This window comes from Pseudomonas taeanensis MS-3, from assembly GCF_000498575.2.
GTDB classification, from domain to species: Bacteria; Pseudomonadota; Gammaproteobacteria; order Pseudomonadales; family Pseudomonadaceae; genus Aquipseudomonas; species Aquipseudomonas taeanensis.
Window position 1 is genome coordinate 767,864 of the sequence record NZ_AWSQ01000001.1, and the last position, 20,973, is coordinate 788,836.

General features: G+C 63.3%; 19 protein-coding genes. 12 read left to right on the forward strand and 7 right to left on the reverse strand.

All coding sequences use genetic code 11. The features are described from left to right. Nucleotides 1-18 precede the first annotated feature (18 nt). Nucleotides 19-936, reverse strand: a complete 918-nt coding sequence (locus TMS3_RS03300; protein WP_025163826.1) for a D-hexose-6-phosphate mutarotase — start codon at nt 934-936, stop codon at nt 19-21. A 170-nt stretch (nt 937-1,106) separates the two neighbouring features. Between TMS3_RS03300 and TMS3_RS03305 the strand changes: the two genes are divergently transcribed. The 4 genes from TMS3_RS03305 (at nt 1,107) to TMS3_RS03320 (ending at nt 5,436) form a co-directional block, all read left to right on the forward strand. Next, the gene (locus TMS3_RS03305; protein ID WP_025163827.1) at nt 1,107-2,258 is read left to right on the forward strand and encodes an efflux RND transporter periplasmic adaptor subunit; all 1,152 of its coding nucleotides are present in this window, start codon (nt 1,107-1,109) and stop codon (nt 2,256-2,258) included. Next, nucleotides 2,255-2,938, forward strand: a complete 684-nt coding sequence (locus TMS3_RS03310; RefSeq protein WP_025163828.1) for an ABC transporter ATP-binding protein — start codon at nt 2,255-2,257, stop codon at nt 2,936-2,938. The genes TMS3_RS03305 and TMS3_RS03310 overlap by 4 nt, the downstream gene beginning before the upstream one ends. Next, nucleotides 2,938-4,149: an ABC transporter permease gene (locus TMS3_RS03315; RefSeq protein ID WP_025163829.1), complete on the forward strand. Its 1,212-nt coding sequence runs from the start codon at nt 2,938-2,940 to the stop codon at nt 4,147-4,149. The genes TMS3_RS03310 and TMS3_RS03315 overlap by 1 nt, the downstream gene beginning before the upstream one ends. 90 nt (nt 4,150-4,239) lie before the next feature. Further along, nucleotides 4,240-5,436, forward strand: a complete 1,197-nt coding sequence (locus TMS3_RS03320) for an ABC transporter permease (RefSeq protein WP_025163830.1) — start codon at nt 4,240-4,242, stop codon at nt 5,434-5,436. A gap of 59 nt (nt 5,437-5,495) precedes the next feature. Here TMS3_RS03320 and TMS3_RS03325 read toward each other — a convergent pair whose 3' ends face one another. Then, a complete protein-coding gene (locus TMS3_RS03325; RefSeq protein WP_025163831.1) occupies nt 5,496-6,872 on the reverse strand; it encodes a TRAP transporter large permease in 1,377 nt (458 codons plus the stop codon). Continuing rightward, the gene (locus TMS3_RS03330; protein ID WP_025163832.1) at nt 6,865-7,410 is read right to left on the reverse strand and encodes a TRAP transporter small permease subunit; all 546 of its coding nucleotides are present in this window, start codon (nt 7,408-7,410) and stop codon (nt 6,865-6,867) included. The genes TMS3_RS03325 and TMS3_RS03330 overlap by 8 nt, the downstream gene beginning before the upstream one ends. Before the next feature lie 196 nt (nt 7,411-7,606). Between TMS3_RS03330 and TMS3_RS03335 the strand changes: the two genes are divergently transcribed. Next, the gene (locus TMS3_RS03335) at nt 7,607-8,707 is read left to right on the forward strand and encodes a TRAP transporter substrate-binding protein (RefSeq protein ID WP_025163833.1); all 1,101 of its coding nucleotides are present in this window, start codon (nt 7,607-7,609) and stop codon (nt 8,705-8,707) included. Nucleotides 8,708-8,779: 72 nt separating this feature from the next. Here TMS3_RS03335 and arsH read toward each other — a convergent pair whose 3' ends face one another. From arsH to TMS3_RS03350, 3 genes are all read right to left on the reverse strand, one after another. Then, complete coding sequence (gene arsH, locus TMS3_RS03340; RefSeq protein WP_025163834.1) at nt 8,780-9,442, reverse strand: arsenical resistance protein ArsH; 663 nt, start codon at nt 9,440-9,442, stop codon at nt 8,780-8,782. After that, on the reverse strand, nt 9,439-9,768 hold the full coding sequence (locus TMS3_RS03345) for an ArsR/SmtB family transcription factor (protein WP_025163835.1): 330 nt from the start codon (nt 9,766-9,768) through the stop codon (nt 9,439-9,441). The genes arsH and TMS3_RS03345 overlap by 4 nt, the downstream gene beginning before the upstream one ends. 70 nt (nt 9,769-9,838) lie before the next feature. Then, a complete protein-coding gene (locus TMS3_RS03350) occupies nt 9,839-10,240 on the reverse strand; it encodes an acyl-CoA thioesterase (RefSeq protein ID WP_025163836.1) in 402 nt (133 codons plus the stop codon). 255 nt (nt 10,241-10,495) lie between these two features. Between TMS3_RS03350 and TMS3_RS03355 the strand changes: the two genes are divergently transcribed. The 7 genes from TMS3_RS03355 to TMS3_RS03385 all read left to right on the forward strand — a co-directional run bounded on the left by TMS3_RS03355 (nt 10,496) and on the right by TMS3_RS03385 (nt 19,606). Beyond that, entirely contained in the window at nt 10,496-11,467 is a 972-nt protein-coding gene (locus TMS3_RS03355) for a PstS family phosphate ABC transporter substrate-binding protein (RefSeq protein WP_025163837.1), read from the forward strand. Nucleotides 11,468-11,647: 180 nt separating this feature from the next. Then, complete coding sequence (locus tag TMS3_RS03360) at nt 11,648-13,933, forward strand: ABC transporter permease subunit (protein WP_025163838.1); 2,286 nt, start codon at nt 11,648-11,650, stop codon at nt 13,931-13,933. A gap of 15 nt (nt 13,934-13,948) precedes the next feature. Further along, the gene (pstA, locus tag TMS3_RS03365; protein ID WP_200929591.1) at nt 13,949-15,625 is read left to right on the forward strand and encodes a phosphate ABC transporter permease PstA; all 1,677 of its coding nucleotides are present in this window, start codon (nt 13,949-13,951) and stop codon (nt 15,623-15,625) included. 67 nt (nt 15,626-15,692) lie between these two features. Then, nucleotides 15,693-16,526, forward strand: a complete 834-nt coding sequence (gene pstB, locus TMS3_RS03370) for a phosphate ABC transporter ATP-binding protein PstB (protein WP_025163840.1) — start codon at nt 15,693-15,695, stop codon at nt 16,524-16,526. A gap of 175 nt (nt 16,527-16,701) precedes the next feature. Next, a complete protein-coding gene (gene phoU, locus TMS3_RS03375; RefSeq protein WP_025163841.1) occupies nt 16,702-17,433 on the forward strand; it encodes a phosphate signaling complex protein PhoU in 732 nt (243 codons plus the stop codon). Nucleotides 17,434-17,632: 199 nt separating this feature from the next. Then, nucleotides 17,633-18,535: a response regulator gene (locus TMS3_RS03380; RefSeq protein ID WP_025163842.1), complete on the forward strand. Its 903-nt coding sequence runs from the start codon at nt 17,633-17,635 to the stop codon at nt 18,533-18,535. A 174-nt stretch (nt 18,536-18,709) separates the two neighbouring features. Then, the gene (locus tag TMS3_RS03385; protein WP_025163843.1) at nt 18,710-19,606 is read left to right on the forward strand and encodes a peptidoglycan DD-metalloendopeptidase family protein; all 897 of its coding nucleotides are present in this window, start codon (nt 18,710-18,712) and stop codon (nt 19,604-19,606) included. A gap of 77 nt (nt 19,607-19,683) precedes the next feature. Here TMS3_RS03385 and TMS3_RS03390 read toward each other — a convergent pair whose 3' ends face one another. After that, nucleotides 19,684-20,961, reverse strand: coding sequence for a TRAP transporter large permease (locus tag TMS3_RS03390; protein WP_025163844.1), 1,278 nt, complete (start codon nt 20,959-20,961; stop codon nt 19,684-19,686). Between the last annotated feature and the right edge of the window lie 12 nt (nt 20,962-20,973).

The following is a 20,973-nucleotide window of genomic DNA, read 5'->3' on the forward strand; positions in this document are numbered from 1 at the left end:
CCGGCCTCGCTGCCGCGTTCAGTCGGCCAAGGGCTCCGACCAGAGCGTCATGCTCAGGCTGTGTTGCTCGCCGGGCGCTAGGCTGATTGCATCGTCCAGCACGTTGGCCGATTCGATGCAGAGCATGCCCTGCCAAGCATCCTCGGCGAATTGCGAGAGGCGCTTGGCCTTGTCCACCCAGGGATTCCACAGCACCGCCGAGCGCGAACCGCTGGTTTTCAGATGTATCCGCCGCTGCCAGCCCGGATCGAGGATGCTCAGCTCGGCGGGCAGGCCCAGGTAGATGCGGTCGGTCTCGCCGCCGATGCGCAGGTTGCCGTCCTGCCAGCGCTCCTGCCAGTCCTCCAGGGTTTCGATATAGCGGCTGCCGCCGAGCCCCTCGACTTCCACCTGACGCACATCGCTGACCGCGAAGTAGCTGTGCAGCGCCTGGCTGATGGCCGCCGGCGCGCTGCCCTGGTTATGGCTGGTCAGGCTGATCTGCAGGTGCTGGTTGAGGCGAATGCTCAGGTTCAGGCTGACCCCCGGCCAGCCCGGCATGCCGTTGTCCGGTTCGATGAAGGCGAAGTCCAGGCGCACGCCGTCGCCCTCGTTCTCCACCCCCAGCAGTTGCCAGTCCGCGCCGCGCACCAGGCCATGGGCCGGGACTATCATGCGCCCGCTCTGGTACATCGCCTGCACCGCCTGCGGGTTACGCGCCAGGTCGCCGAACCAGGGCCAGCACACCGGCACTCCACCGCGCAGTGACTGGCCCTTCTTGTAGCTGGCCTGCTCACTGAGCCAGATCAGCGGTGGCTGACCATGCTGTTGATAGCTCAGTACCTGTGCGCCCTGCTGGGCCACCAGTAACTCGGCCTGCGCCGTGCGCACCCGCCAGCAGACCAATTCATCCATTTCTACCCGTTCGACCTGCGGGGCCTGCTCTGCACTGTTCATGGCTGTACTCCTCGGTAATACATAAGGGAATTTGAACCCAGTCGGCGCAAAAGGCCAATGGCGAATGACCGAGCGGCTCGACTCGAACCGGCAGGCACTGCGAGTTTTCGTGCCGAGCGTGACATCCCGACTACCCTTGGATGGAGGAGATCGCTGTAACGGAGAGCTGCATGCGCAAACTGTTGATCGCCCTGGTAATAGTCGCCGGCCTGGTGGCGTTGGGCTGGTGGTGGAGTCGTCCGCAGCCGCTGGTGGTGCGGTTACTGGAGGTCGAGCGGGGACCGGTCGAGGCGCTGGTGGCCAATACCCGTGCCGGTACCCTGAAGTCCTGTCGGCGTTCACATCTATCCTTCGAGACGGGCGGCCAGGTCGGCGAGTTGCTGATCGGCGAGGGGCAGCGGGTGCTCAAGGGCGAGGTGTTGATGCGCCTGCGCCAGGATGAGCAGCAGGCCCGTCTGGCAGAGGCCGAGGCGCGCCTCAACGGCCTGCGCAACCAGCGTCAGCAGCGCTGCCTGCAAGCCGGACTGGACCGCCGCGATCTGCAACGCCTGAGTCGCCTGGCCGAGCGAAAGCTGGTGGCCGACGACCGTCTGGACCAAGCGGGGACCCGTTCACGGTTGGCGCAGTTGGCCTGTGACGCCAGCGAATCGCAGATTCACGAGGCCGAAGCGGGCCTGGCGCTGCATCGCGCGCTGCTGGAGCAGACCAGCCTGCGCGCGCCCTTCGCCGGCATAGTGGCGGAGATCAACGGCGAGCTGGGCGAGTACATCACCCCCTCGCCACCGGGAATTCCGACGCCGCCGGCGGTGGACCTGATCGACGACAGCTGCCTGTATGTGCAGGCGCCGATCGATGAGGTGGACGTCTCCCGCGTGCACCTGGGGCTGCCGGTGCGGATCAGCCTGGACGCCTATCGCGATCAGCATTTCGCCGGCGAGGTCAGCCGCATCGCCCCCTTCGTGCAGGAGCTGGAGAAACAGGCGCGCACCGTCGATATCGAGGTGCGTTTCGCCGAGGTGCCGCCGGGGCTGGCCCTGCTCACCGGTTACAGCGCCGATGTCGAGGTGCTTCTGGAGCGCAAGCGCGATGCCCTGCGCATCCCCACCGAGAGCCTGCTGGAGGGCCAGCGGGTGCTGCGCTACGACGCCGAGGCTGGGGTGCTGCGCGAGGTGACGGTGCATACCGGGTTGGGCAACTGGCGCTGGACCGAGGTGCTGGATGGGCTGGAGGCGGGTACGCAGATACTCGCCAGCCTCGATCAGGAGACCCTCGGCGATGGCGTGGCGGTGATCCCGCAGGCCGCGACGGAGTCGGCGCCATGATCCGCTTGCGCGAAGTGACCCGCCGTTTTCAGATCGGCGAGCAACAGGTGCTGGGCCTGGACCGGGTCAACCTCGACGTCACTGCCGGGGATTACCTGGCGGTGCGGGGGCCGTCCGGCTCGGGCAAGTCGACGCTGCTGAATATCCTCGGCCTGCTGGACGCGCCGAATAGCGGCGAATACTGGCTGAATGGCGAGGCGACGGCGAGCTTGAGCGAGGAACGCCGAGCCGAGTTGCGCAGCCGCTGGATCGGTTTCGTGTTTCAGTCCTATCACCTGATCCCCCGACTGACCGCCTTGGAAAATATCGAGCTGCCGATGCTGTTGGCCGGCATCGAACCGACCGAGCGCCGCCGCCGCAGTGCCGCGCTGATAGAACGTCTGGGCCTGGGTGCGCGCAGCGCCCATCGCCCGGGCGAGCTGTCCGGTGGTCAGCGTCAGCGGGTGGCCATCGCCCGCGCCATGGTCATGCGCCCGCTGTTGCTGCTGGCCGACGAGCCGACCGGCAATCTCGACAGCCATTCCGGCGCCGAGGTGATCGCCCTGCTGGAAGAGCTCAACGCCGATGGCCTGACCCTGTTGGTGGTGACCCATGACGCGGTGCTGGCGCGACGCGCCCGACGGCAGATCCATATGCGCGACGGCTGCATCCTCGCCGAGCCGAGTCTGGTGCCGGCCTGATGCGCGCGGCCGATGCCGTAACCCTGTGGCTCGGTGCGCTGCGTGGGCACCGTTCGCGCAGCCTGATGCTGTTGCTGGTAATGGTCATCGGCGTGGTCGCGGTGATTCTGCTGACCGGTCTCGGCGAGGGCGCGCGCACCTTTGTCCTCGGCGAGTTTTCCTTGCTCGGCCGCAACACCCTGATCGTGCTGCCCGGGCGCAAGGAAACCAGCGGCGGCATGCCGCCGATCAGCGGTCTGGCGCCGCGCGACCTGACCCTGCGCGACGCTCAGGCCATCGCGCGCTTGCCGCTGATTCGCCGGGTCGCGCCGCTGCAGGCCGGGCAGGCGGAGGTGAACGCCGGCAACCGCACGCGGGATGCGTTCATCCTTGGCACCACCCACGACTTCTTCGCGATTCGCCAACTGATCGTCGCCCAGGGGCGGCCATTGCCGAAGTTGCAACCGAACCAGGCCGGGGCGTTCTGCGTGATTGGTGCCACGCTGCGTCGCGAGCTGTTCGGCAGCGCCCCGGCCCTGGGCAAATGGCTGCGGGTGGGCGACCGGCGCTTTCGCGTGATCGGCATCCTCGCCGAACGGGGCGAGGCGCTGGGCATGGATTTCGGCGAGCTGCTGGTGATTCCGGTGGCCAGCGCCCAGGCGGTGTTCAATCGCGAAGGCCTGTTTCGGGTGTTCGCCGAGGTGCGTGGGCCGAGTTTCATGGCCAGCGCCAAGCGGCAGATCCTCGCCACGCTCAAGGAACGCCACGAGGGCGAGGAGGACGTCACTCTGATCAGCCAGGACAGCATGCTCAGCGCCTTCGACGACATCCTGCGGATACTGACCCTGGCGGTGGCCGGGATCGCCGCCATCAGCCTGGTCGTGGCCGGCATCCTGATCATGAACGTGACCTGGATTGCGGTCAGCCAGCGCACCGCCGAGATCGGTCTGCTCAAGGCCATTGGCGCGACGGCGGCGCAGGTGCGCCTGTTGTTTCTCGGCGAAGCCGCGCTGCTGGCGCTGGTTGGTGCCCTGACCGGCTTGGCGCTCGGCGAGACACTTCTCTGGCTCGGCCGGCAGGCTACGGGACTGCCGTTCTATGCGCCCTGGTGGGCGCGCCTCGGCGCCGTGCTGCTGGCGTTCGCCACGGCGGTGCTGTTCGCCTGGTTGCCGGCCAGCCAGGCGGCAAAACTGCAGCCGGTGATGGCGCTACGCCCGCCGGGCACCCGCTGAAACCGAACTGTGGCGGGGCTGCTGTGGGCAGAGCCTCACCGCGCGAAGGCATGACCGACAACCGCAGCACGGCTGCACGGGAGGACCGCCATGCGCTGGCGAGATGGCTTCACCCTGACCCGTTCGGCTCTGACCAGTCGGCCGCTGCGCAGTGGCCTGACCCTGCTCGGGGTGGCCATCGGCATCGCCGCGGTAGCGCTGCTCACCGCCATCGGTGAAGGGCTGCGCGGTTACGCGATGGAGGGTTTCTCGCAGTTCGGCACGCGGATCATCGCGGTGCATCCCGGCAAGACCCAGACCGGTGGCCTGGGCAGCCTGCTCAGCAGCGTGCGCCCACTGACCCTGGCCGACGCCGATGCCCTGCGCCGTCTGCCGAATGTCGAGCAGGTGGTGCCGGTGATTCAGGGCAGCGGCGACATCCAGTTCGGTGCGCGTTCGCGGCGTAGCGACATCTTCGGCAGCGGCCACCAGCTAGCCGAGGCCTGGCGCTTCAAGCTGGCGCTCGGTCAGTACCTGCCGCAGGCGCGCGATGGCCGCTCGCCGCCCTATGCGGTGCTCGGCGCGCGCTTGCGCCGTGAGCTGTTCGGCACGGGCAACCCGGTGGGCGAGTTGATTCGCGTCGGCGGCACACGTTTCCGGGTGATCGGGGTGATGGCGGAGAAGGGCCAGCTGCTCGGTTTCGATCTGGACGATATTGCCTACATTCCGGTGGATTGGGCGCAGAGCCTGTTCAACCGCGAGGGCGTGATGGAGATCAACCTGGTGTTCAACGGCGGCACCACGTCCGCGCGCCTGAGCGAGAAAATCCGCCGGCTGCTCAGCGAACGGCATGGCGCCGAAGACTTCCGCCTGACTGCCCAGGACGACATGCTCGGCAGCCTGGACCGGGTGCTCGGCACTCTGAGCCTGGCCCTGGCTGCCCTGGGCAGCATCTCCTTGCTGGTCGGTGCGGTGGGCATCCTCACCATCATGACCACCACGGTCGGCGAGCGTACCGCCGAGATCGGTCTGTTACGCGCCATCGGCGCGACTCCGCGGCAGGTGCTCAGCCTGTTCCTTGCCGAAGCGGTGCTGCTGTCCCTGGCCGGCGGCGTGCTCGGCCTGCTGTTGATGGCGCTGTTGTTGGGCCTGCTACGGCTGGGGCTGCCGGATCTGCCGTTATCGCTACAGCCGCTGTTCCTGCTGCTGGCGCTGCTGCTGTCGGTCGGCATCGGCGTAGTCGCCGGTCTGGCTCCGGCGCGGCAGGCGGCACGACTGCATCCGGTGGAGGCGCTGAGGAGTGAGTAAGATACTGCGAGGAGCAGAGGGATGGCCCTCTCCCGTGGATGGGAGAGGGCGCGGGGGGATTACTTGCCGTAGACCTGTTCCGGCAGCCAGGTGATCAGGCCCGGGAACTGGTAGGCGATCACCAGCAGGATCAGCTGGATCAGGATGAACGGCAGTACGCCCTTGTAGATGGTGCTGGTCGGCACTGAGGCGGGGGTGACGCCGCGCAGGTAGAACAGGGCGAAGCCGAACGGTGGGGTGAGGAACGAGGTCTGCAGGTTCAGCGCGATCATCACGCCCAGCCACACCGGGTCCAGTCCCATGGCCAGCAGTACCGGACCGACAATCGGCACCACCACGAAGGTGATTTCGATGAAGTCGAGGATAAAGCCGAGCAGGAAGATCACCACCATCACCAGGAAGAAGGCGCCGAGTACGCCGCCCGGTAGTTGGGCGAACACGTCCTCGATCAACACTTCGCCGCCGAAGCCGCGGAATACCAGGGAGAACAGCGAGGCGCCGATCAGGATCAGGAACACCATGGTGCTGATTTCGGTGGTGCCATAGGCCACTTCACGCATCTGCGCGAAGTTCAGCTTGCGCTTGCTTATGGCCAGCAGCATGGCGCCGAGCGCGCCGAGTGCCGCCGCCTCGGTGGGGGTGGCGTAGCCGGCGAGGATCGAACCGAGCACCGCGGCGATCAGCAGCAGCGGTGGTATCAAGGCGTTGAACAGCTTGCCCCATTCGATCGGACCGAGTTCATCCTTCGGCAGCGCCGGCAGCTTCTTCGGCTGCAGCACGGCGACGCCGATGATGTAGAGGATATACAGGCCGACCAGCAGCATGCCGGGGATGAAGGCACCAACGAACAGGTCGCCGACCGACACGGTTTTCGGCGAGAAAATACCCATCTTCAGCTGCGCCTGCTGGTAGGCGCTGGACATCACGTCACCCAGCAGGACCAGGACGATCGACGGCGGAATGATCTGCCCGAGGGTGCCAGTGGCGGCCAGGGTGCCGGTAGAGATGGCCGGGTCGTAACCGCGACGCAGCATGGTCGGCAGCGCCATCAGGCCCATGGTCACCACGGTCGCGCCGACGATGCCGGTGCTGGCGGCGAGCAACGCACCGACCACGCAGACGGAAATCGCCAGACCGCCGCGCAGGGTGCCGAACAGCCGCGACATCGACTCCAGCAAATCTTCGGCGACCCGCGATTTTTCCAGCATTACGCCCATGAACACGAACAGCGGCACCGCCAGCATGGTCTGGTTGTTCATGATGCCGAACAGGCGGTTGGGCAGGGCGCTCAGGTAGGTGGCATCGAAAGTGCCAGTGAGCACGCCAATGCCGGCGAACAGCAAGGACATGCCGCCGAGGGTGAAGGCCACCGGGTAACCGGCCATCAGCGCCAGGCAAATGCTCGCGAACAGCAGAATGGGCATTAACTCAGCCATGTTTCACCTCCGACGCGGGCAGGTGACCGGCGAGCAAGTAAATGGATTTGATCAGGTCGGAAAGGCCTTGCAGCGCCAGGCTGAAAACCAGTACCAGAATGATGCTTTTCTGCAGGTAGACGAATGCCAGGCCGCCCGATTCGCTGGAAGCCTCCAGGGTCGCCCAGGAGTTGCCGACGTAATCCCAGCTGCTCCAGCCGAGGAACAGGCACAGCGGCAGGAGGAACAACAGATTGCCAAGGAGCTCCACCAGGGCTTGGCGACGGCCGCTGAATTTCTGATAGAAGATATCCACACGGACGTGGGCGTTGCGTTGCAGGGCCCAGGCCGCGGCGCCCATGAACACCAGGGCGTGGGCGTAAAGCACGGCCTCTTGCAGGGCGGTGGCGCCGATGCCGAAACCGTAACGCAGAATCACTACAGTGGCGGTACCGAGTACCAGAAACAGGGTCAGCCAGGCGCAGGCTTGACCGAAGCGCTGGTTCAGCGCATCGAGGGCGCGGGCTATGCGCAGCGGTAGAGGAGGTTGGTCGGACATGTTGAGTCCTTATCGTTATGGGTGAGGAGGCGCGAGAAAACCGGCGATTCTAGGCATGCCGGTGTTATTGCGGCAATGCCACTACAACTTTAGTCGTATCTACTAGGCTTGAGGGTCAGTTGCCCCTATGTTACGCAGGCACAGTCTGCCAACAGCGATCCTGTGGTCAGACCAATACAACAAGAAGGAGCTTTGCATGAAACGTCGTCAAATTCTCACCGCCGCGGGCGTGGGCCTGGCCGCCACCGCATTGGCTGGCTGTGGTAAAGAACCTGAAACCGCCGGCAAGCCCCAAGAAGGTGCGCAGGCCGAGACTTTCAGCTGGAAAATGGTCACCTCCTGGCCGAAGAACTTCCCGGGTGTAGGCGTCGGTGCCGAACGCTTCGCCAAGCTGGTCGAGGACATGAGTAATGGCCGCCTGAAGGTCAAGATCTATGCCGCTGGCGAACTGGTACCGGCTCTCGAAGTGTTCGATGCGGTTTCCCGTGGTACCGCGGAAATGGGCCACGGTGCGCCCTACTACTGGAAAGGCAAAGTGCCGGCTGCGCAGTTCTTCTGTGCCCTGCCGTTCGGCCCGAACGCCCAGGAAATGAACGCCTGGTTGCACAAGGGCGGCGGCATGCAGTTGTGGGAAGAGGTCTACAAACCATTCGGCGTGCTGCCGATGGCCTGTGGCGCCACTGGTGTGCAGACCGCCGGCTGGTTCAACAAGGAAATCAACTCGGTCGACGACTTCGTCGGCCTGAAGATGCGCACCCCTGGCCTGGGTGGCGAAGTGCTGACCAAGATGGGCGGTACCGTGGTCAATATGCCGGCCGGTGAAATCTTCACCGCCCTGCAAACCGGCGCGATCGATGCCACCGAGTGGATCGGCCCGTACAACGACCTGGCCCTGGGTCTGCACAAAGCGGCCAAGTACTACTACACCCCGGGTTGGCAGGAGCCGAACGTCACCTTCGAGCTGGACATCAACATCAAGGCCTGGGAAACCCTGCCGGCCGATCTGCAGGCCATCGTCCGCGCCGCGGCGCGCGATGTGAATGCCGATATGCTCGACGACTACGATGCACGCAACATGGAAGCGCTGGAGCAACTCAAAGCCGATGGCGTGGAAGTACGCCGTCTGCCGGACGAAGTGCTGGCCAAGCTGAAAGGCGTGGCTGCCGAAGTGGTCGATGCCTCCGCGGCTGCCGATCCGGCGGCGACCAAGGTGTGGGAGCAGCAGAAGGCTTATCTGCAGCGCCTGTACGATTACGCCGAACACGCCGAGAAGGACATCTACAACATTCGCGGTTAAGTTTTCCCGCGTACAAAAACGCCGGCTCATGAGCCGGCGTTTTCATTTAGCACAGTCTCGAATAGCACAGTCTCAAGCGCTGGCCGCCTCGACGCTGCCACTGCCGTGCAGGATCGCGTAGCTGGCCTGCGGATCGTGCTCCTTGCGCTCGCTGTAGCGGTCAGTCAGGTGATCCTTCTGTTCGCGCAGCAGCAGGGTGAACTTATACAACTCCTCCATCACATCGATGATGCGGTCGCGATAGCTGGAGTCTTTCATCTGTCCGTCGGCCTCGAACTGCTCATAGGCCTTGGCCACCGAGGACTGATTGGGGATGGTGAACATGCGCATCCAGCGTCCGAGCACGCGCAGGGTATTCACCGCGTTGAACGACTGCGAGCCGCCGGAGACCTGCATCACCGCCAGGGTCTTGCCCTGGGTCGGGCGTACCGCGCCGCTGTTCAAGGGAATCCAGTCGACCTGCATCTTCATCAGCCCGCTGACGTTGCCGTGGATTTCCGGGCTGGACCAGACCATGCCTTCCGACCACTCGACCAGGCTGCGTAATTCGGCGACTTTCGGGTGCTGCTCATCGGTGCTGTGCGGCAGTGGCAGCCCGCTCGGATTGAACATGCGCACCTCGGCACCCATCGCCGCCAGATGACGTGCGGCCTCTTCTGCGGCCAAGCGACTGAACGAGCGCTCACGCAGTGAACCGTAGAGCAGCAGAATGCGCGGAGGGTGGGTCAGCTTCATGATTGGTTTTCTCCGAGGTTGTGACAAACAGTATTGAGGTCCACGCGGCCTTGGCAGCAGTCCTCGGTCAGGTAATTCAGCAGCGCGCCGGTGCCGGCCCAATCGGTGGCGTAGAACACATGCCGTCCTTCGCGCCAGGTCTTGATCAGCTGCCCTTGCTGCAACTGGTTAAGGTGGCGGGACAGGGTCGACAGCGGTACGTTCAGCTGCTCGGCCAGGCTGCCGACCGATATGCCCTGCGGGCCGCTTTTGACCAGCAGGCGAAATGCCTGCAGTCGTGTGGTTTGGGCGAGGGCAGTCAAGGCGAGGATCATGGGCTCAGACATGTCTTTTCCATATTTGCGCAATTATGCAAATAATTAACTGAAGCCTAGCCTCGGGTCAAGCTCGAGATGATTAACGGCGGGCTGGAACGGGGCGGGTGCGACCGCTGCCGTCGATGGCGACGAAGACGAACACCGCTTCGGTGACCTTGCGCCATTCGCTGGATAGCGGGTCGTCACTCCACACCTCGACCAGCATCTGGATCGAGCTGCGGCCGACCTCCAGGGCCTGGGTGTAGAAGGACAGCTGCGCGCCGACGGCGACCGGCACCAGGAACGCCATGCGATCGATCGCTACCGTGGCGACGCGGCCTCCGGCCACCTTGCTGGCCATAGCGGTGCCAGCCAAATCCATTTGCGATACCAGCCAGCCACCGTAGATGTCGCCGAAACCATTGGTTTCGCGCGGCAGTGCGGTGATCTGCAAGGCGAGGTCGCCTTGGGGTATCGGGTCATCCTGTTCGAAGTCGTTCATTTAGTAAGGCTCGCGGCGCGGTTGTTGTTGTAGGCGCGGAGCCCGCAGGTTGCGGGCTTTGGCAGTATACCGACTGAGCGGTCGGCGGGCGACTCTGGCGCCGCGTCTAGAGGCGGCGCAGTCGGCAAAAATAACGAATTGCTGGAAAAATCGACGATGGTCATCTAACTGTCATATGCATTTCATAGATTGGTCACATGGCCTGCAGATACTTGGGCCCGTTCAACTCAACCCAGATTTTGTTAGGAGCAAGGCATGAAACTGAAGCGTTTGATGGCGGCCATGACTTTTGTTGCTGCTGGTGTAGCTGCTGCTACTGCGGTTGCTGCTGTCGACCCGGCTCTGCCGAGCTACACCAAGACTTCCGGCGTATCGGGCAACCTGTCCAGCGTCGGTTCCGACTCCCTGGCCAATCTGATGACCCTGTGGGCCGAAGAGTTCAAAAAGGAATATCCGAGCGTCAACATCCAGATCCAGGCCGCCGGTTCCTCCACCGCGCCACCGGCGCTGACCGAAGGCACCGCGAGCATGGGGCCAATGAGCCGCATGATGAAGGATGCCGAACTGCAGGCGTTCGAAGAAAAGTACGGTTACAAGCCGACTGCCGTACCAGTGGCCATCGACGCCTTGGCGGTATTCGTGCACAAGGACAACCCGATCAAGAGCCTGGATATGGCGCAGGTTGACGCCATCTTCTCCAGCACCCGTCTGTGCGGTGGCGCAAGCGACATCAAAACCTGGGGTGATGTGGGTTTGACCGGTGAGTGGGCGACCAAGCCGATCCAGCTGTTCGGCCGTAACTCAGTATCCGGCACTTACGGCTACTTCAAGGAAGAAGCCCTGTGCAAAGGCGACTACAAGGCCAACGTCAATGAGCAGCCGGGTTCGGCTTCCGTGGTGCAGTCGATCTCCAGCACCCTGAACGCCATTGGTTACTCGGGCATCGGTTACAAGACTTCCAGCGTGAAGACTGTTCCGCTGTCGAAGAAGGGCGGTGAAGCGTTCGACGCCAACGAAGCCAACGCTCTGGCTGGCAAGTTCCCGCTGGCGCGCTTCTTCTATGTCTACGTCAACAAGGCGCCGAACAAGTCGCTGAGCCCGCTGGACGCCGAGTTCATCAAGCTGGTGCTGTCCAAGCAGGGTCAGGAAGTAGTGGTCAAGGACGGCTACATCCCGCTGCCGAGCAAAGTGGCAGCGAAAACCCTGAAGGAGCTTGGTCTGGAGTAATCCCGACACGGGTAAGGACGCCTCAGTAAGTCGCACGCCCGCCATCGTCTACGATAGGTGGGCGTTGCTTTGTCAAAGCGCTGTAACTTTTCTGTCATATAGAGCGGCTAGAGTTAGCTGCTCATATAGCGACAGAACTCACGACGGCGCGCTCATGGCTGCGCAGAGACGCTCTTACCTATGAATGACTTGGCTAGTGAAACCATGACTGCCTCACCGAAATCCCTCGGGTTGGACTTCAACACTCCGGCTCTGCAACGCAAACGCCGTTTGCGTGCCCTCAAAGATCGCATCGCGCGCAGGGCGGTATCGATCGGCGGTATGGCCGTACTGGGTGCCATCACCCTGATCTTCTTCTATCTCGCCTATGTGGTGCTGCCGATGTTCCAAGGCGCCAGCCTGGACAGCCGCAAGCCGGTGCAAGCCGCCTGGTTGAATGAGGCTGCGGCGCCGCTGCTGCTGACCCTGGAAGAGCAGAACCAGATGGGCATGCGCCTGGATCAGGGCGGCCAAGTGCAATTCTTCGACGCCAAGAGCATGCAGGCGGTCAGTCGCGTGCAGCTGCCGATTCCGGCGGATACGCGCATCGTCGCGGTCGGCCAGGATCAGCCGGGCAGCAACCGCGTGGCCTTGGGCCTGTCGAACGGGCAGGTGCTGGTGTTCCAGCATGTCTACAAGATCACTTATCCGAACGATGTGAAGACCATCAACCCGAGCATCGAGTACCCCTTCGGCGAGGCGCCGATCGAACTCGATACCCAGGGGCGCGAACTCGATCACGTCGGCCTCAGCCTGAATGGCGGCACCCTGATGCTCGTCGGCTCCACCGGCACCGAGCTGCAGGTGCTGAGTCTGGGCCGCGAAGAAAACCTGATGACCGGCGAGGTCAGCCTGAGCGAAGAGCGTGTATCGCTGCCGCAGATATCCGAGCCGATCAAGGCTCTGATCATCGATCCGCGTCATCTCTGGCTGTACGTGATCAATGGTCGCGCCACCGCAGACGTATTCGACATGCGCAACAACAGCCTGAATGGCCGTTACAAGCTGCTCGGCGACGCCAAGCTGGAAGTCACCAACGCCACCTCGCTGCTAGGCGGCATCTCGCTGATGATCGGCGACAACAGCGGTGCCATTCAGCAGTGGTTCATGGTCCGCCAGGACGATGGCAAGGCCGAGCTCACTTCGATTCGCAGTTTCCAGCTGGCCGGCAACCCGATCATCCAGATCCTCCCGGAAGAGCGGCGCAAGGGCTTCTTTGCCCTGGATAACAAGGGCAACCTGGGCATCTTCCACAGCACCGCGCACCGTACCCTGCTGACCGAGCCGGTGGCCGAGGGGCAGGCGATGCTGGCCCTGTCGCCGCGCGCCAACCGCGTGCTGGTCGAGACGGATGGCCAGTTGCAGCGCCTGCTGGTCGACAACCCACACCCTGAAATCTCCTGGAGTTCACTGTGGGGCAAGGTCTGGTATGAAAACTACGACGCCCCGCAGTATGTCTGGCAGTCGACCTCCGCCAGCACCGACAACGAGCCCAAGCTGAGCCTTGCGCCGCTGGCCTTTGGTACCCTGAAAGCGGCCTTCTACGCCATGCTCCTGGCCGCCCCGCTGGCCATCGCGGCGGCACTCTACACCGCCTACTTCATGGCCCCGGCGCTGCGTCGCAAGGTCAAACCGGTGATCGAGCTGATGGAGGCCCTGCCGACGGTGATTCTCGGCTTCTTCGCCGGCCTGTTCCTCGCGCCTTACGTGGAAGGGCATCTGCCGGGCATCTTCAGCCTGCTGATTTTCACCCCGATCGGCATCCTGCTGGCCGGCTACCTGTGGAGCCGTCTGCCCGAGTCGATTCGCCTGAGCGTGCCGGATGGCTGGGAGTCGGCGTTGCTGATTCCGGTGATTCTGCTGGTCGGCTACCTGTCGCTGGGCTTGAGTGGCCATGTGGAAAACTGGCTGTTCGACGGCAATATGCGCCTGTGGCTGAGCAATGATCTGGGTATCCCCTTCGATCAACGCAACGCCCTGGTGGTCGGCCTGGCCATGGGTTTTGCGGTAATTCCCACCATCTTCTCGATTGCCGAAGACGCCGTGTTCAGTGTGCCCAAGAGCCTGACCTTCGGCTCCCTGGCCCTGGGTGCTACACCCTGGCAGACCCTGACCCGGGTGGTGATCCTTACCGCCAGTCCGGGCATCTTCTCGGCGGTAATGATCGGCATGGGGCGCGCCGTCGGCGAAACCATGATCGTGCTGATGGCCACCGGCAACACCGCGATCATGGACATGAGCATCTTCGAAGGCCTGCGCACCCTGGCCGCCAACGTGGCGGTGGAAATGCCGGAATCGGAAGTTGGCGGTACCCACTACCGCGTGCTGTTCCTCTCGGCACTGGTGCTGCTCGGTTTCACCTTTGTCATGAACACCCTGGCGGAGCTGGTGCGCCAGCGTCTGCGCGTCAAGTACGCCTCGCTCTAAGGCTTGGGAAGGTATATGTCCGTGAAGCAGAACAACCTGAAAACCTGGTTCAAGAGCGGTACGCCCTGGATCTGGATGAATGCCGGCGCGGTATCGATCGCCGTGATCATGACCCTGGGCTTGATGATGGTGATTGCCGTGCGTGGCCTCGGCCATTTCTGGCCGGCAGATATCGTTGAAGTCGACTACCAAGTGCCGGGCCAGGAAGCCAAGGTGATGGCCGGCGAGATCACCCAGATCGAAGAAGTGCCGCGTGCTCGTCTGGCTGCTTCCGGCTTGCCAGTGGACGCCGAGGGTGGCGAGTTCATGACCCGCGAGCTGTTCAAGGTGGGTAACCGCGACCTCTATGGTGCGGATTTCACCTGGGTGGTCGGTGAGTGGCTGAGCAACCAGCGTACGCCAGAGAACCTCACCGCTTTCGAGCGCCGCGAGTGGGGCAATTTCTATGGCTACCTGGTCAACGTCAAGGAAAACGGCGTGCTGGTGGCCGAGGGCGATGCCAGCTGGGCAGAGCTGCAGGCGCGTATCGAGCGGGTCGAGCAGCTGCACAACAAGCTGCAGCGTCTGCAGAAGAAGGACATCGGGCGGATCAACGCCGGCCTTGAGCGGATTCGCCTGAAGACCCGCAAGCTGGAACTGGAAGGCCGCCTGGATGAAGTCAGCCAGGCTGAACTGGACGCCGAGCGTGCGCAGTGGGACGCCGAATACAAGGTGCTGGAGACCGAGCTGATCGCATTGAATCAGGCATTCAACCGCGACAGCGTGACCCTCAAGACTGTCGAGGGCCGTGAAGCCACCTTGAGCCTGGGCAAGGTGGTGCGGGCCTTCCAGCCCAATGCCATGGGCTACCTCGACAAACTCGGCTTCTATTTCGCCAAGCTGTGGGAGTTCGTCAGCGACGACCCGCGCGAAGCCAACACCGAGGGTGGCATCTTCCCGGCGATTTTCGGCACCGTGATGATGACGCTGATCATGGCCGTGATCGTCACCCCGTTCGGCGTGGTGGCGGCCATCTACCTGCGTGAATACGCCAAGCAGGGCCCGCTGACCCGGGTGATCCGCATCGCGGTGAACAACCTGGCGGGCGTGCCGGCGATCGTCTACGGCGTGTTCGGCCTGGGCTTCTTCGTCTATGTGCTGGGTGGCTCGCTGGATCGCATGTTCTTCCCGGAAGCGGCTCCAGCCCCGACCTTCGGCACGCCGGGCCTGCTCTGGGCCTCGTTGACCCTGGCGATTCTCACCCTGCCGGTGGTGATCGTCGCTACCGAGGAAGGCCTGGCGCGGATTCCGCGGGCCGTACGTGAGGGCTCCCTGGCCCTCGGTGCGACCAAGGTAGAGACGCTCTGGCGGGTGGTGCTGCCGATGGCCAGCCCGGCGATGATGACCGGTCTGATTCTCGCCGTGGCCCGCGCCGCCGGTGAGGTGGCACCGCTGATGCTGGTGGGCGTGGTAAAGCTGGCGCCGAGCCTGCCGCTGGACGGCAACTACCCCTACCTGCACCTCGATCAGAAGATCATGCACCTGGGCTTCCATATCTATGACGTCGGCTTCCAGAGTCCCAACGTCGAGGCCGCGCGGCCGCTGGTGTATGCCACCGCGTTGCTGCTGGTGCTGGTGATCGTGCTGCTCAACTTCAGTGCGGTGTATATCCGCAACCATCTGCGCGAGAAGTACAAGGCGCTGGATCACTAATCCTTGTACGCCCGCGGCCTCAGTGCGGCGGGTGTGCACAACGAATTGTTAGCGTAGGGAGCATCCCATGCAGCACGACACACCAACACACGGTATCGACATGGCGGCCCTCGGCCGCGATCGCCAGGGCCTGAACATGGCCGATGAGCGCGTGACCATCGACGTACCGGGTCTGAACCTGTACTACGGCGACAAGCAGGCGCTGTTCGATGTCAGCATGAAGATACCCAAGCAGCGTGTGACCGCCTTTATCGGCCCGTCCGGTTGCGGCAAGTCGACCCTGCTGCGCACCTTCAACCGGATGAACGACCTGGTCGACGGCTGCCGCGTGGAAGGCGAGATCAATCTCGACGGCCGCAATATCTACCGCAAGGGCGAAGATGTCGCCGAACTGCGCCGTCGCGTCGGTATGGTGTTCCAGAAGCCCAACCCGTTCCCCAAGAGCATCTACGAGAACGTGGTGTACGGCTTGCGCATCCAGGGCATCAACCAGAAGCGCGTGCTCGACGAAGCGGTGGAGTGGTCGCTGAAAAACGCGGCGTTGTGGGACGAGGTCAAGGACCGTCTGCACGACTCGGCGCTGGGACTGTCCGGGGGCCAGCAACAGCGTCTGATCATCGCCCGCACCGTGGCGGTGCAGCCGGAAGTGCTGCTGCTCGATGAGCCCTGCTCGGCCCTCGATCCGATCTCCACGCTGAAAGTCGAAGAGCTGATCTACGAGCTGAAATCCAAGTACACCATCGTCATCGTCACCCACAACATGCAGCAGGCCGCGCGCGTGTCGGACTATACGGCGTTCATGTACATGGGCAAGCTGATCGAATTTGGCGATACCGACGCGTTGTTTACCAACCCGGCGAAGAAACAAACAGAAGACTACATCACCGGCCGCTACGGCTAAGGCCATGGTAAATACTCCCTGGCTTTGTCGAGCGCGCTTGCCGTACTACTCGTACTGTCAGCGCACGCCCTTCGCGCCAGTGAGCATTTTCCAAGGGCCTTAGCAGTGAACTCAACCTGAAGGGTGCGCGTGTGCACCACAGCCACCCAAGCTGGCAGCTTTCGCGGAGCGACACATGATCAACAAAGACAGCCTCACCCATCACATCTCCCAACAGTTCAACGCCGAGCTGGAGGAGGTGCGCAGCCACTTCCTGGCGATGGGCGGCCTGGTCGAGAAGCAGGTCAACGATGCGGTCACGTCGTTGATCGATGCCGACTCCGGTCTGGCCCAACAGGTGCGTGAGGTCGACGATCAGATCAACCAGATGGAACGCAATATCGACGAGGAGTGCGTGCGCATCCTCGCTCGTCGCCAGCCAGCGGCTTCCGATTTGCGCTTGATCATCAGCATCTCCAAGGCCGTGATCGACCTCGAGCGCGTTGGCGACGAGGCGACCAAGATCGCCAAGCGCGCGATTCTGCTGTGCGAGGAGGGCGAGTCGCCGCGCGGCTATGTGGAAATTCGCCATATCGGCGATCAGGTACGCAAGATGGTGCGCGAGGCGCTGGACGCCTTCGCCCGCTTCGACGCCGACCTGGCGTTGTCGGTGGCGCAATACGACAAGACCGTCGACCGCGAGTACAAGACTGCCCTGCGCGAACTGGTCACCTACATGATGGAAGACCCGCGCTCGATATCGCGGGTGCTCAACGTGATCTGGGCCCTGCGTTCGCTGGAGCGTATTGGCGACCATGCGCGCAATATCGCCGAACTGGTGATCTATCTGGTGCGCGGTACCGACGTGAAACACATCGGCCTGACCCGTATGCAGGAAGAAGTACAAGGTAAGGGTAAGGACAGCTAAGACCCAGTTGCTCGGCTCGGCGGCGCTGTGCGGCAGCGCCGAAGGCCTGAGCACTGGGCGTTTGATCGCCGTGTAGGCACGTCAGCCAGACTCGCAGAGTGCCGGCCGGGCGGCACAAGGCCAGCTATTCGCGGCTTTAAGGTTGGCCTTTGCCCGCTTGCGACGATTATGCTTAGGCGCATTCGTATGGGAGTGGCCGATGAGCAAAGTCAGCGTGCTGGTGGTGGACGACGCAACCTTTATCCGTGATCTGGTGAAAAAGGGCCTGCGCGATCACTTCCCCGGAGTAAAGATCGAGGAAGCCATCAATGGCCGCAAAGCCCAGCAAATGCTGGCACGGCAGAGCATCGACCTGATCCTCTGTGACTGGGAGATGCCGGAAATGACCGGACTCGAACTGCTCAGCTGGTGCCGCGAACAGGACAACCTGAAAAGCGTGCCCTTCATCATGGTCACCAGTCGTGGTGACAAGGAAAACGTGGTGCAGGCGATTCAGGCCGGTGTCAGTGATTTCATTGGCAAGCCTTTCTCCAACGAGCAGTTGGTGACCAAGGTGAAGAAAGCCTTGAGTCGCGCAGGCAAGCTGGATTTGCTGAGCAAAGCGCCCAAAGCGATGACATCGGCGTTCGCCAATGACTCGCTGTCCGCCCTGACCGGCGGCAAGACCGAGGTGATCAAGCCTAGCGCGCCCGCCGCTGTCGTGCCTGCCGCCGGCTTCAGCGCCAAGCCAGCCGCGGCGCAATCGACGGTCAAGGCAGCGCCGTCCGGGCGCGGCCAGGGCCAGCTGCGACTGCCCACCGGAAGCATGCCCTGCGTGATCAAGGCGCTGAGCCTCAAGGACGCGCAGCTACTGGTCAAGCGCAGCGACCAACTGCCCCAGGTGCTGGAAAGCGCGGTGCTCGATCTGCAGCAGGGCGAAGGCGGGGAAGTGGCGCGGCTCAACGGTTACTTGCATGCCATTGCCGCCTTCGAACCGAAAGCCGATAGCGAGTGGCTGCAACTGACGCTGCGCTTCGTCGATCAAGATCCGCAAAAACTCGATTATCTGTCGCGCCTGATCGCTCGCGGTACCGCGCAAAAGCATTTCAGTCCCGGCGCCTAGCCTGGCTGCCCGTGCAGCGGGGTAACCCGAGGCTGTGTTCGCGCGTCACTCGGTCCGGCGAGCCTGTCGGGCGCGAGCTGGCGCACAACCCTGAGCGCATTGGCTCGCACCCTGTGAGACGGGCTGCTAGTCTGCATTAGCGGGATTTCGAAAAACTATAAGATCCGAGTGTTTATGCTAGGGCGCCTGATTCTACTCTGCAGCTTGTTGGCCGTAGCCGGCCACGCGGCTGCCTTGACCATCTACAAATACACCGATGCCAACGGCGTGGTCACCTACACCGACCAGGCGGCGCCGGGCGCACAGGTGTTCGTGTTTCGTGATCGCATGGTCGAGCGCCTGGATAACCAGGTGAAACTGGAAACCAAGAAGCACGCCGCCGGTGAGACTCTGCTGGTGCGCAATGACCTGTATGCGCCCGTGCAGATCGAACTGAAGCTGGAACAGGTGCGCAATGCCGTCGGTGCTCCAGACCAGCCAATCACCTGGGTGTTGCCGCCGCGCAGCAAGATCCGCCTGGCCACCCTGGCCGCGCGCGACCCGAGCCAACCCCTGAGTTACACGCCCAAGCTGCGCTATGCCCTGGGCGACCCGCGTTTGTTGCCGACGCAGAACCGTTATCCTCTGCCCTGGCGCGGGGGGCCGTTTCGCCTGAGTCAGGGCGCCAACGGTAAATACAGCCACTTCACCCCGAAAGGCCGCTACGCCCTGGACATCGCCATGCCCGAGGGCACGCCGATCATTGCCGCACGAGGCGGGGTGGTGGTGAAGACCGAAAATCGCCAGAGCGGGCGCGGTAACAACCCCTCCGGCAACTACGTACGCATCCTCCACGACGACGGCACCATGGGCGTCTACCTGCATCTGATGAAGGGTTCGGTACAGGTCCAGGAAGGGCGTCGGGTGCAGGTCGGCAGCATGCTCGCCCGCTCCGGCAATACCGGTAACAGCACCGGCCCGCATCTGCACTTCGTGGTGCAGCGCAATGTCGGTCTGGCCCTGGAGTCAATCCCGTTCGACTTCAGCCAGCCGGTCAACAGTCTGCCGAACTTCGCCGTCGGCGGCGAGTAGCCCGGGGCCGAGCTTTCGGCCGGGTTGCCGGCTCCGGCCGCTTCACCTCTCCTGTACCCCTTCAGTTCAGCGGCGCCTCAGCGGAACGCCAGGTCGCGCAGGAACAGGGATATCTGCGGAAAGGCGATCAACAGCACCGAGGTCAGCAGCAGGATGATGAAGAACGGCAGACTGCCGCGGATCACCTCGAAGTAGGGGCGGCGGAACACCGCGATGGCGGTAAAGATGTCGCAGCCGAATGGTGGCGTAGCCGAGCCGATGGCCGCCTGCAGGGTGATGATGGTGCCCACCAGCACGGGATCGAGACCGGACAGCTTGACCGCCGGAGCGAAGATCGGCACCAGAATCAGCATCACCACGATCGGGTCGACGAACATGCAGCCGATGAAGAAGGCGATCGAGATGATGATCAGCAGCCCGGTCGGCGAGGCATCCATCAGGCCGATACCGCCGAGGATCTGTTGCGGGATCTGGGCGAAGGAAATCACCCAGGAGAACGCCGAACCGGCCCCCACCAGGATGAACACCACGGCGGTAATCAGGCCGGTGGACAGGGCGATACTGGACAGGTCGCCGAGCTTCACCCGGCGGAAGATCACCACCTCCAAGATCAACGCGTAGAGCACCGACACCGCGGCGGCCTCGGTGGGGCTGAACACGCCGGTATAGATGCCACCGATGGTCATCACCGGCAACAACAGCGGCAATATGGCGCGGCGGCAGGTGCGCAGGCGTTCGCTCCAACTGAATTTCTCGCCCTGGGGAATGCCCACCACGCGGGCGTAGCCATAGCAGTAGCCGGCCAGCAGCAGCAGTAACAGCAGACCTGGACCGATACCGGCGATAAACAGTTCGGCCACCGATGTGCCGGAGACCACGCCATAGATGATCATGCCGATGCTCGGCGGAATCAGCAGGGCGATGTCCGAGGCGTTGATGATCAGGGCGATGGCAAAGCTGTCCTTGTAGCCCTGCTGGAGCATCTTCGGGCGCATGATGCTGCCCACCCCGACCACAGTCGCCTGGGTCGAGCCGGACAGCGCACCGAACAGCGCGCAGCTCAATGCGGTGGTCACCGCCATGCCGCCGCGCACATGGCCGACGAAGGCCATGGCCACGTCCAGCAGGCGATTGGCGGTGGCACCGCGGGTGATGATGTCGGCGGCGAGAATGAACATCGGCACCGCCACCAGGGCGGAGGGGCGGATGCCGGCGATCATCTGCTGGATGATGAACTCCGGGCCCATGTTGAAGAAAAACACAAAGCCGGTAGCGGCGGCGGCGAGCAGAGTGACCATCATCGGGAAACCGGCCAACAGCAGCACCAGCATGATGATCAGGAGTGTGGTGGTCATGTCCATTAGCGG

What these genes read in the sequence shown, in the direction of transcription:
- phoU (WP_025163841.1), top strand. Translation starts at nt 16,702, where the DNA reads ATGATCAACAAAGACAGCCTCACCCATCACATCTCCCAACAGTTCAAC.
- TMS3_RS03380 (WP_025163842.1), top strand. Translation starts at nt 17,633, where the DNA reads ATGAGCAAAGTCAGCGTGCTGGTGGTGGACGACGCAACCTTTATCCGT.
- TMS3_RS03330 (WP_025163832.1), bottom strand. Translation starts at nt 7,410, where the DNA reads ATGTCCGACCAACCTCCTCTACCGCTGCGCATAGCCCGCGCCCTCGAT.
- TMS3_RS03320 (WP_025163830.1), top strand. Translation starts at nt 4,240, where the DNA reads ATGCGCTGGCGAGATGGCTTCACCCTGACCCGTTCGGCTCTGACCAGT.
- TMS3_RS03390 (WP_025163844.1), bottom strand. Translation starts at nt 20,961, where the DNA reads ATGACCACCACACTCCTGATCATCATGCTGGTGCTGCTGTTGGCCGGT.
- TMS3_RS03360 (WP_025163838.1), top strand. Translation starts at nt 11,648, where the DNA reads ATGAATGACTTGGCTAGTGAAACCATGACTGCCTCACCGAAATCCCTC.
- TMS3_RS03355 (WP_025163837.1), top strand. Translation starts at nt 10,496, where the DNA reads ATGAAACTGAAGCGTTTGATGGCGGCCATGACTTTTGTTGCTGCTGGT.
- TMS3_RS03325 (WP_025163831.1), bottom strand. Translation starts at nt 6,872, where the DNA reads ATGGCTGAGTTAATGCCCATTCTGCTGTTCGCGAGCATTTGCCTGGCG.
- TMS3_RS03350 (WP_025163836.1), bottom strand. Translation starts at nt 10,240, where the DNA reads ATGAACGACTTCGAACAGGATGACCCGATACCCCAAGGCGACCTCGCC.
- TMS3_RS03315 (WP_025163829.1), top strand. Translation starts at nt 2,938, where the DNA reads ATGCGCGCGGCCGATGCCGTAACCCTGTGGCTCGGTGCGCTGCGTGGG.
- pstA (WP_200929591.1), top strand. Translation starts at nt 13,949, where the DNA reads ATGTCCGTGAAGCAGAACAACCTGAAAACCTGGTTCAAGAGCGGTACG.
- pstB (WP_025163840.1), top strand. Translation starts at nt 15,693, where the DNA reads ATGCAGCACGACACACCAACACACGGTATCGACATGGCGGCCCTCGGC.
- TMS3_RS03335 (WP_025163833.1), top strand. Translation starts at nt 7,607, where the DNA reads ATGAAACGTCGTCAAATTCTCACCGCCGCGGGCGTGGGCCTGGCCGCC.
- TMS3_RS03385 (WP_025163843.1), top strand. Translation starts at nt 18,710, where the DNA reads ATGCTAGGGCGCCTGATTCTACTCTGCAGCTTGTTGGCCGTAGCCGGC.
- arsH (WP_025163834.1), bottom strand. Translation starts at nt 9,442, where the DNA reads ATGAAGCTGACCCACCCTCCGCGCATTCTGCTGCTCTACGGTTCACTG.
- TMS3_RS03300 (WP_025163826.1), bottom strand. Translation starts at nt 936, where the DNA reads ATGAACAGTGCAGAGCAGGCCCCGCAGGTCGAACGGGTAGAAATGGAT.
- TMS3_RS03305 (WP_025163827.1), top strand. Translation starts at nt 1,107, where the DNA reads ATGCGCAAACTGTTGATCGCCCTGGTAATAGTCGCCGGCCTGGTGGCG.
- TMS3_RS03310 (WP_025163828.1), top strand. Translation starts at nt 2,255, where the DNA reads ATGATCCGCTTGCGCGAAGTGACCCGCCGTTTTCAGATCGGCGAGCAA.
- TMS3_RS03345 (WP_025163835.1), bottom strand. Translation starts at nt 9,768, where the DNA reads ATGTCTGAGCCCATGATCCTCGCCTTGACTGCCCTCGCCCAAACCACA.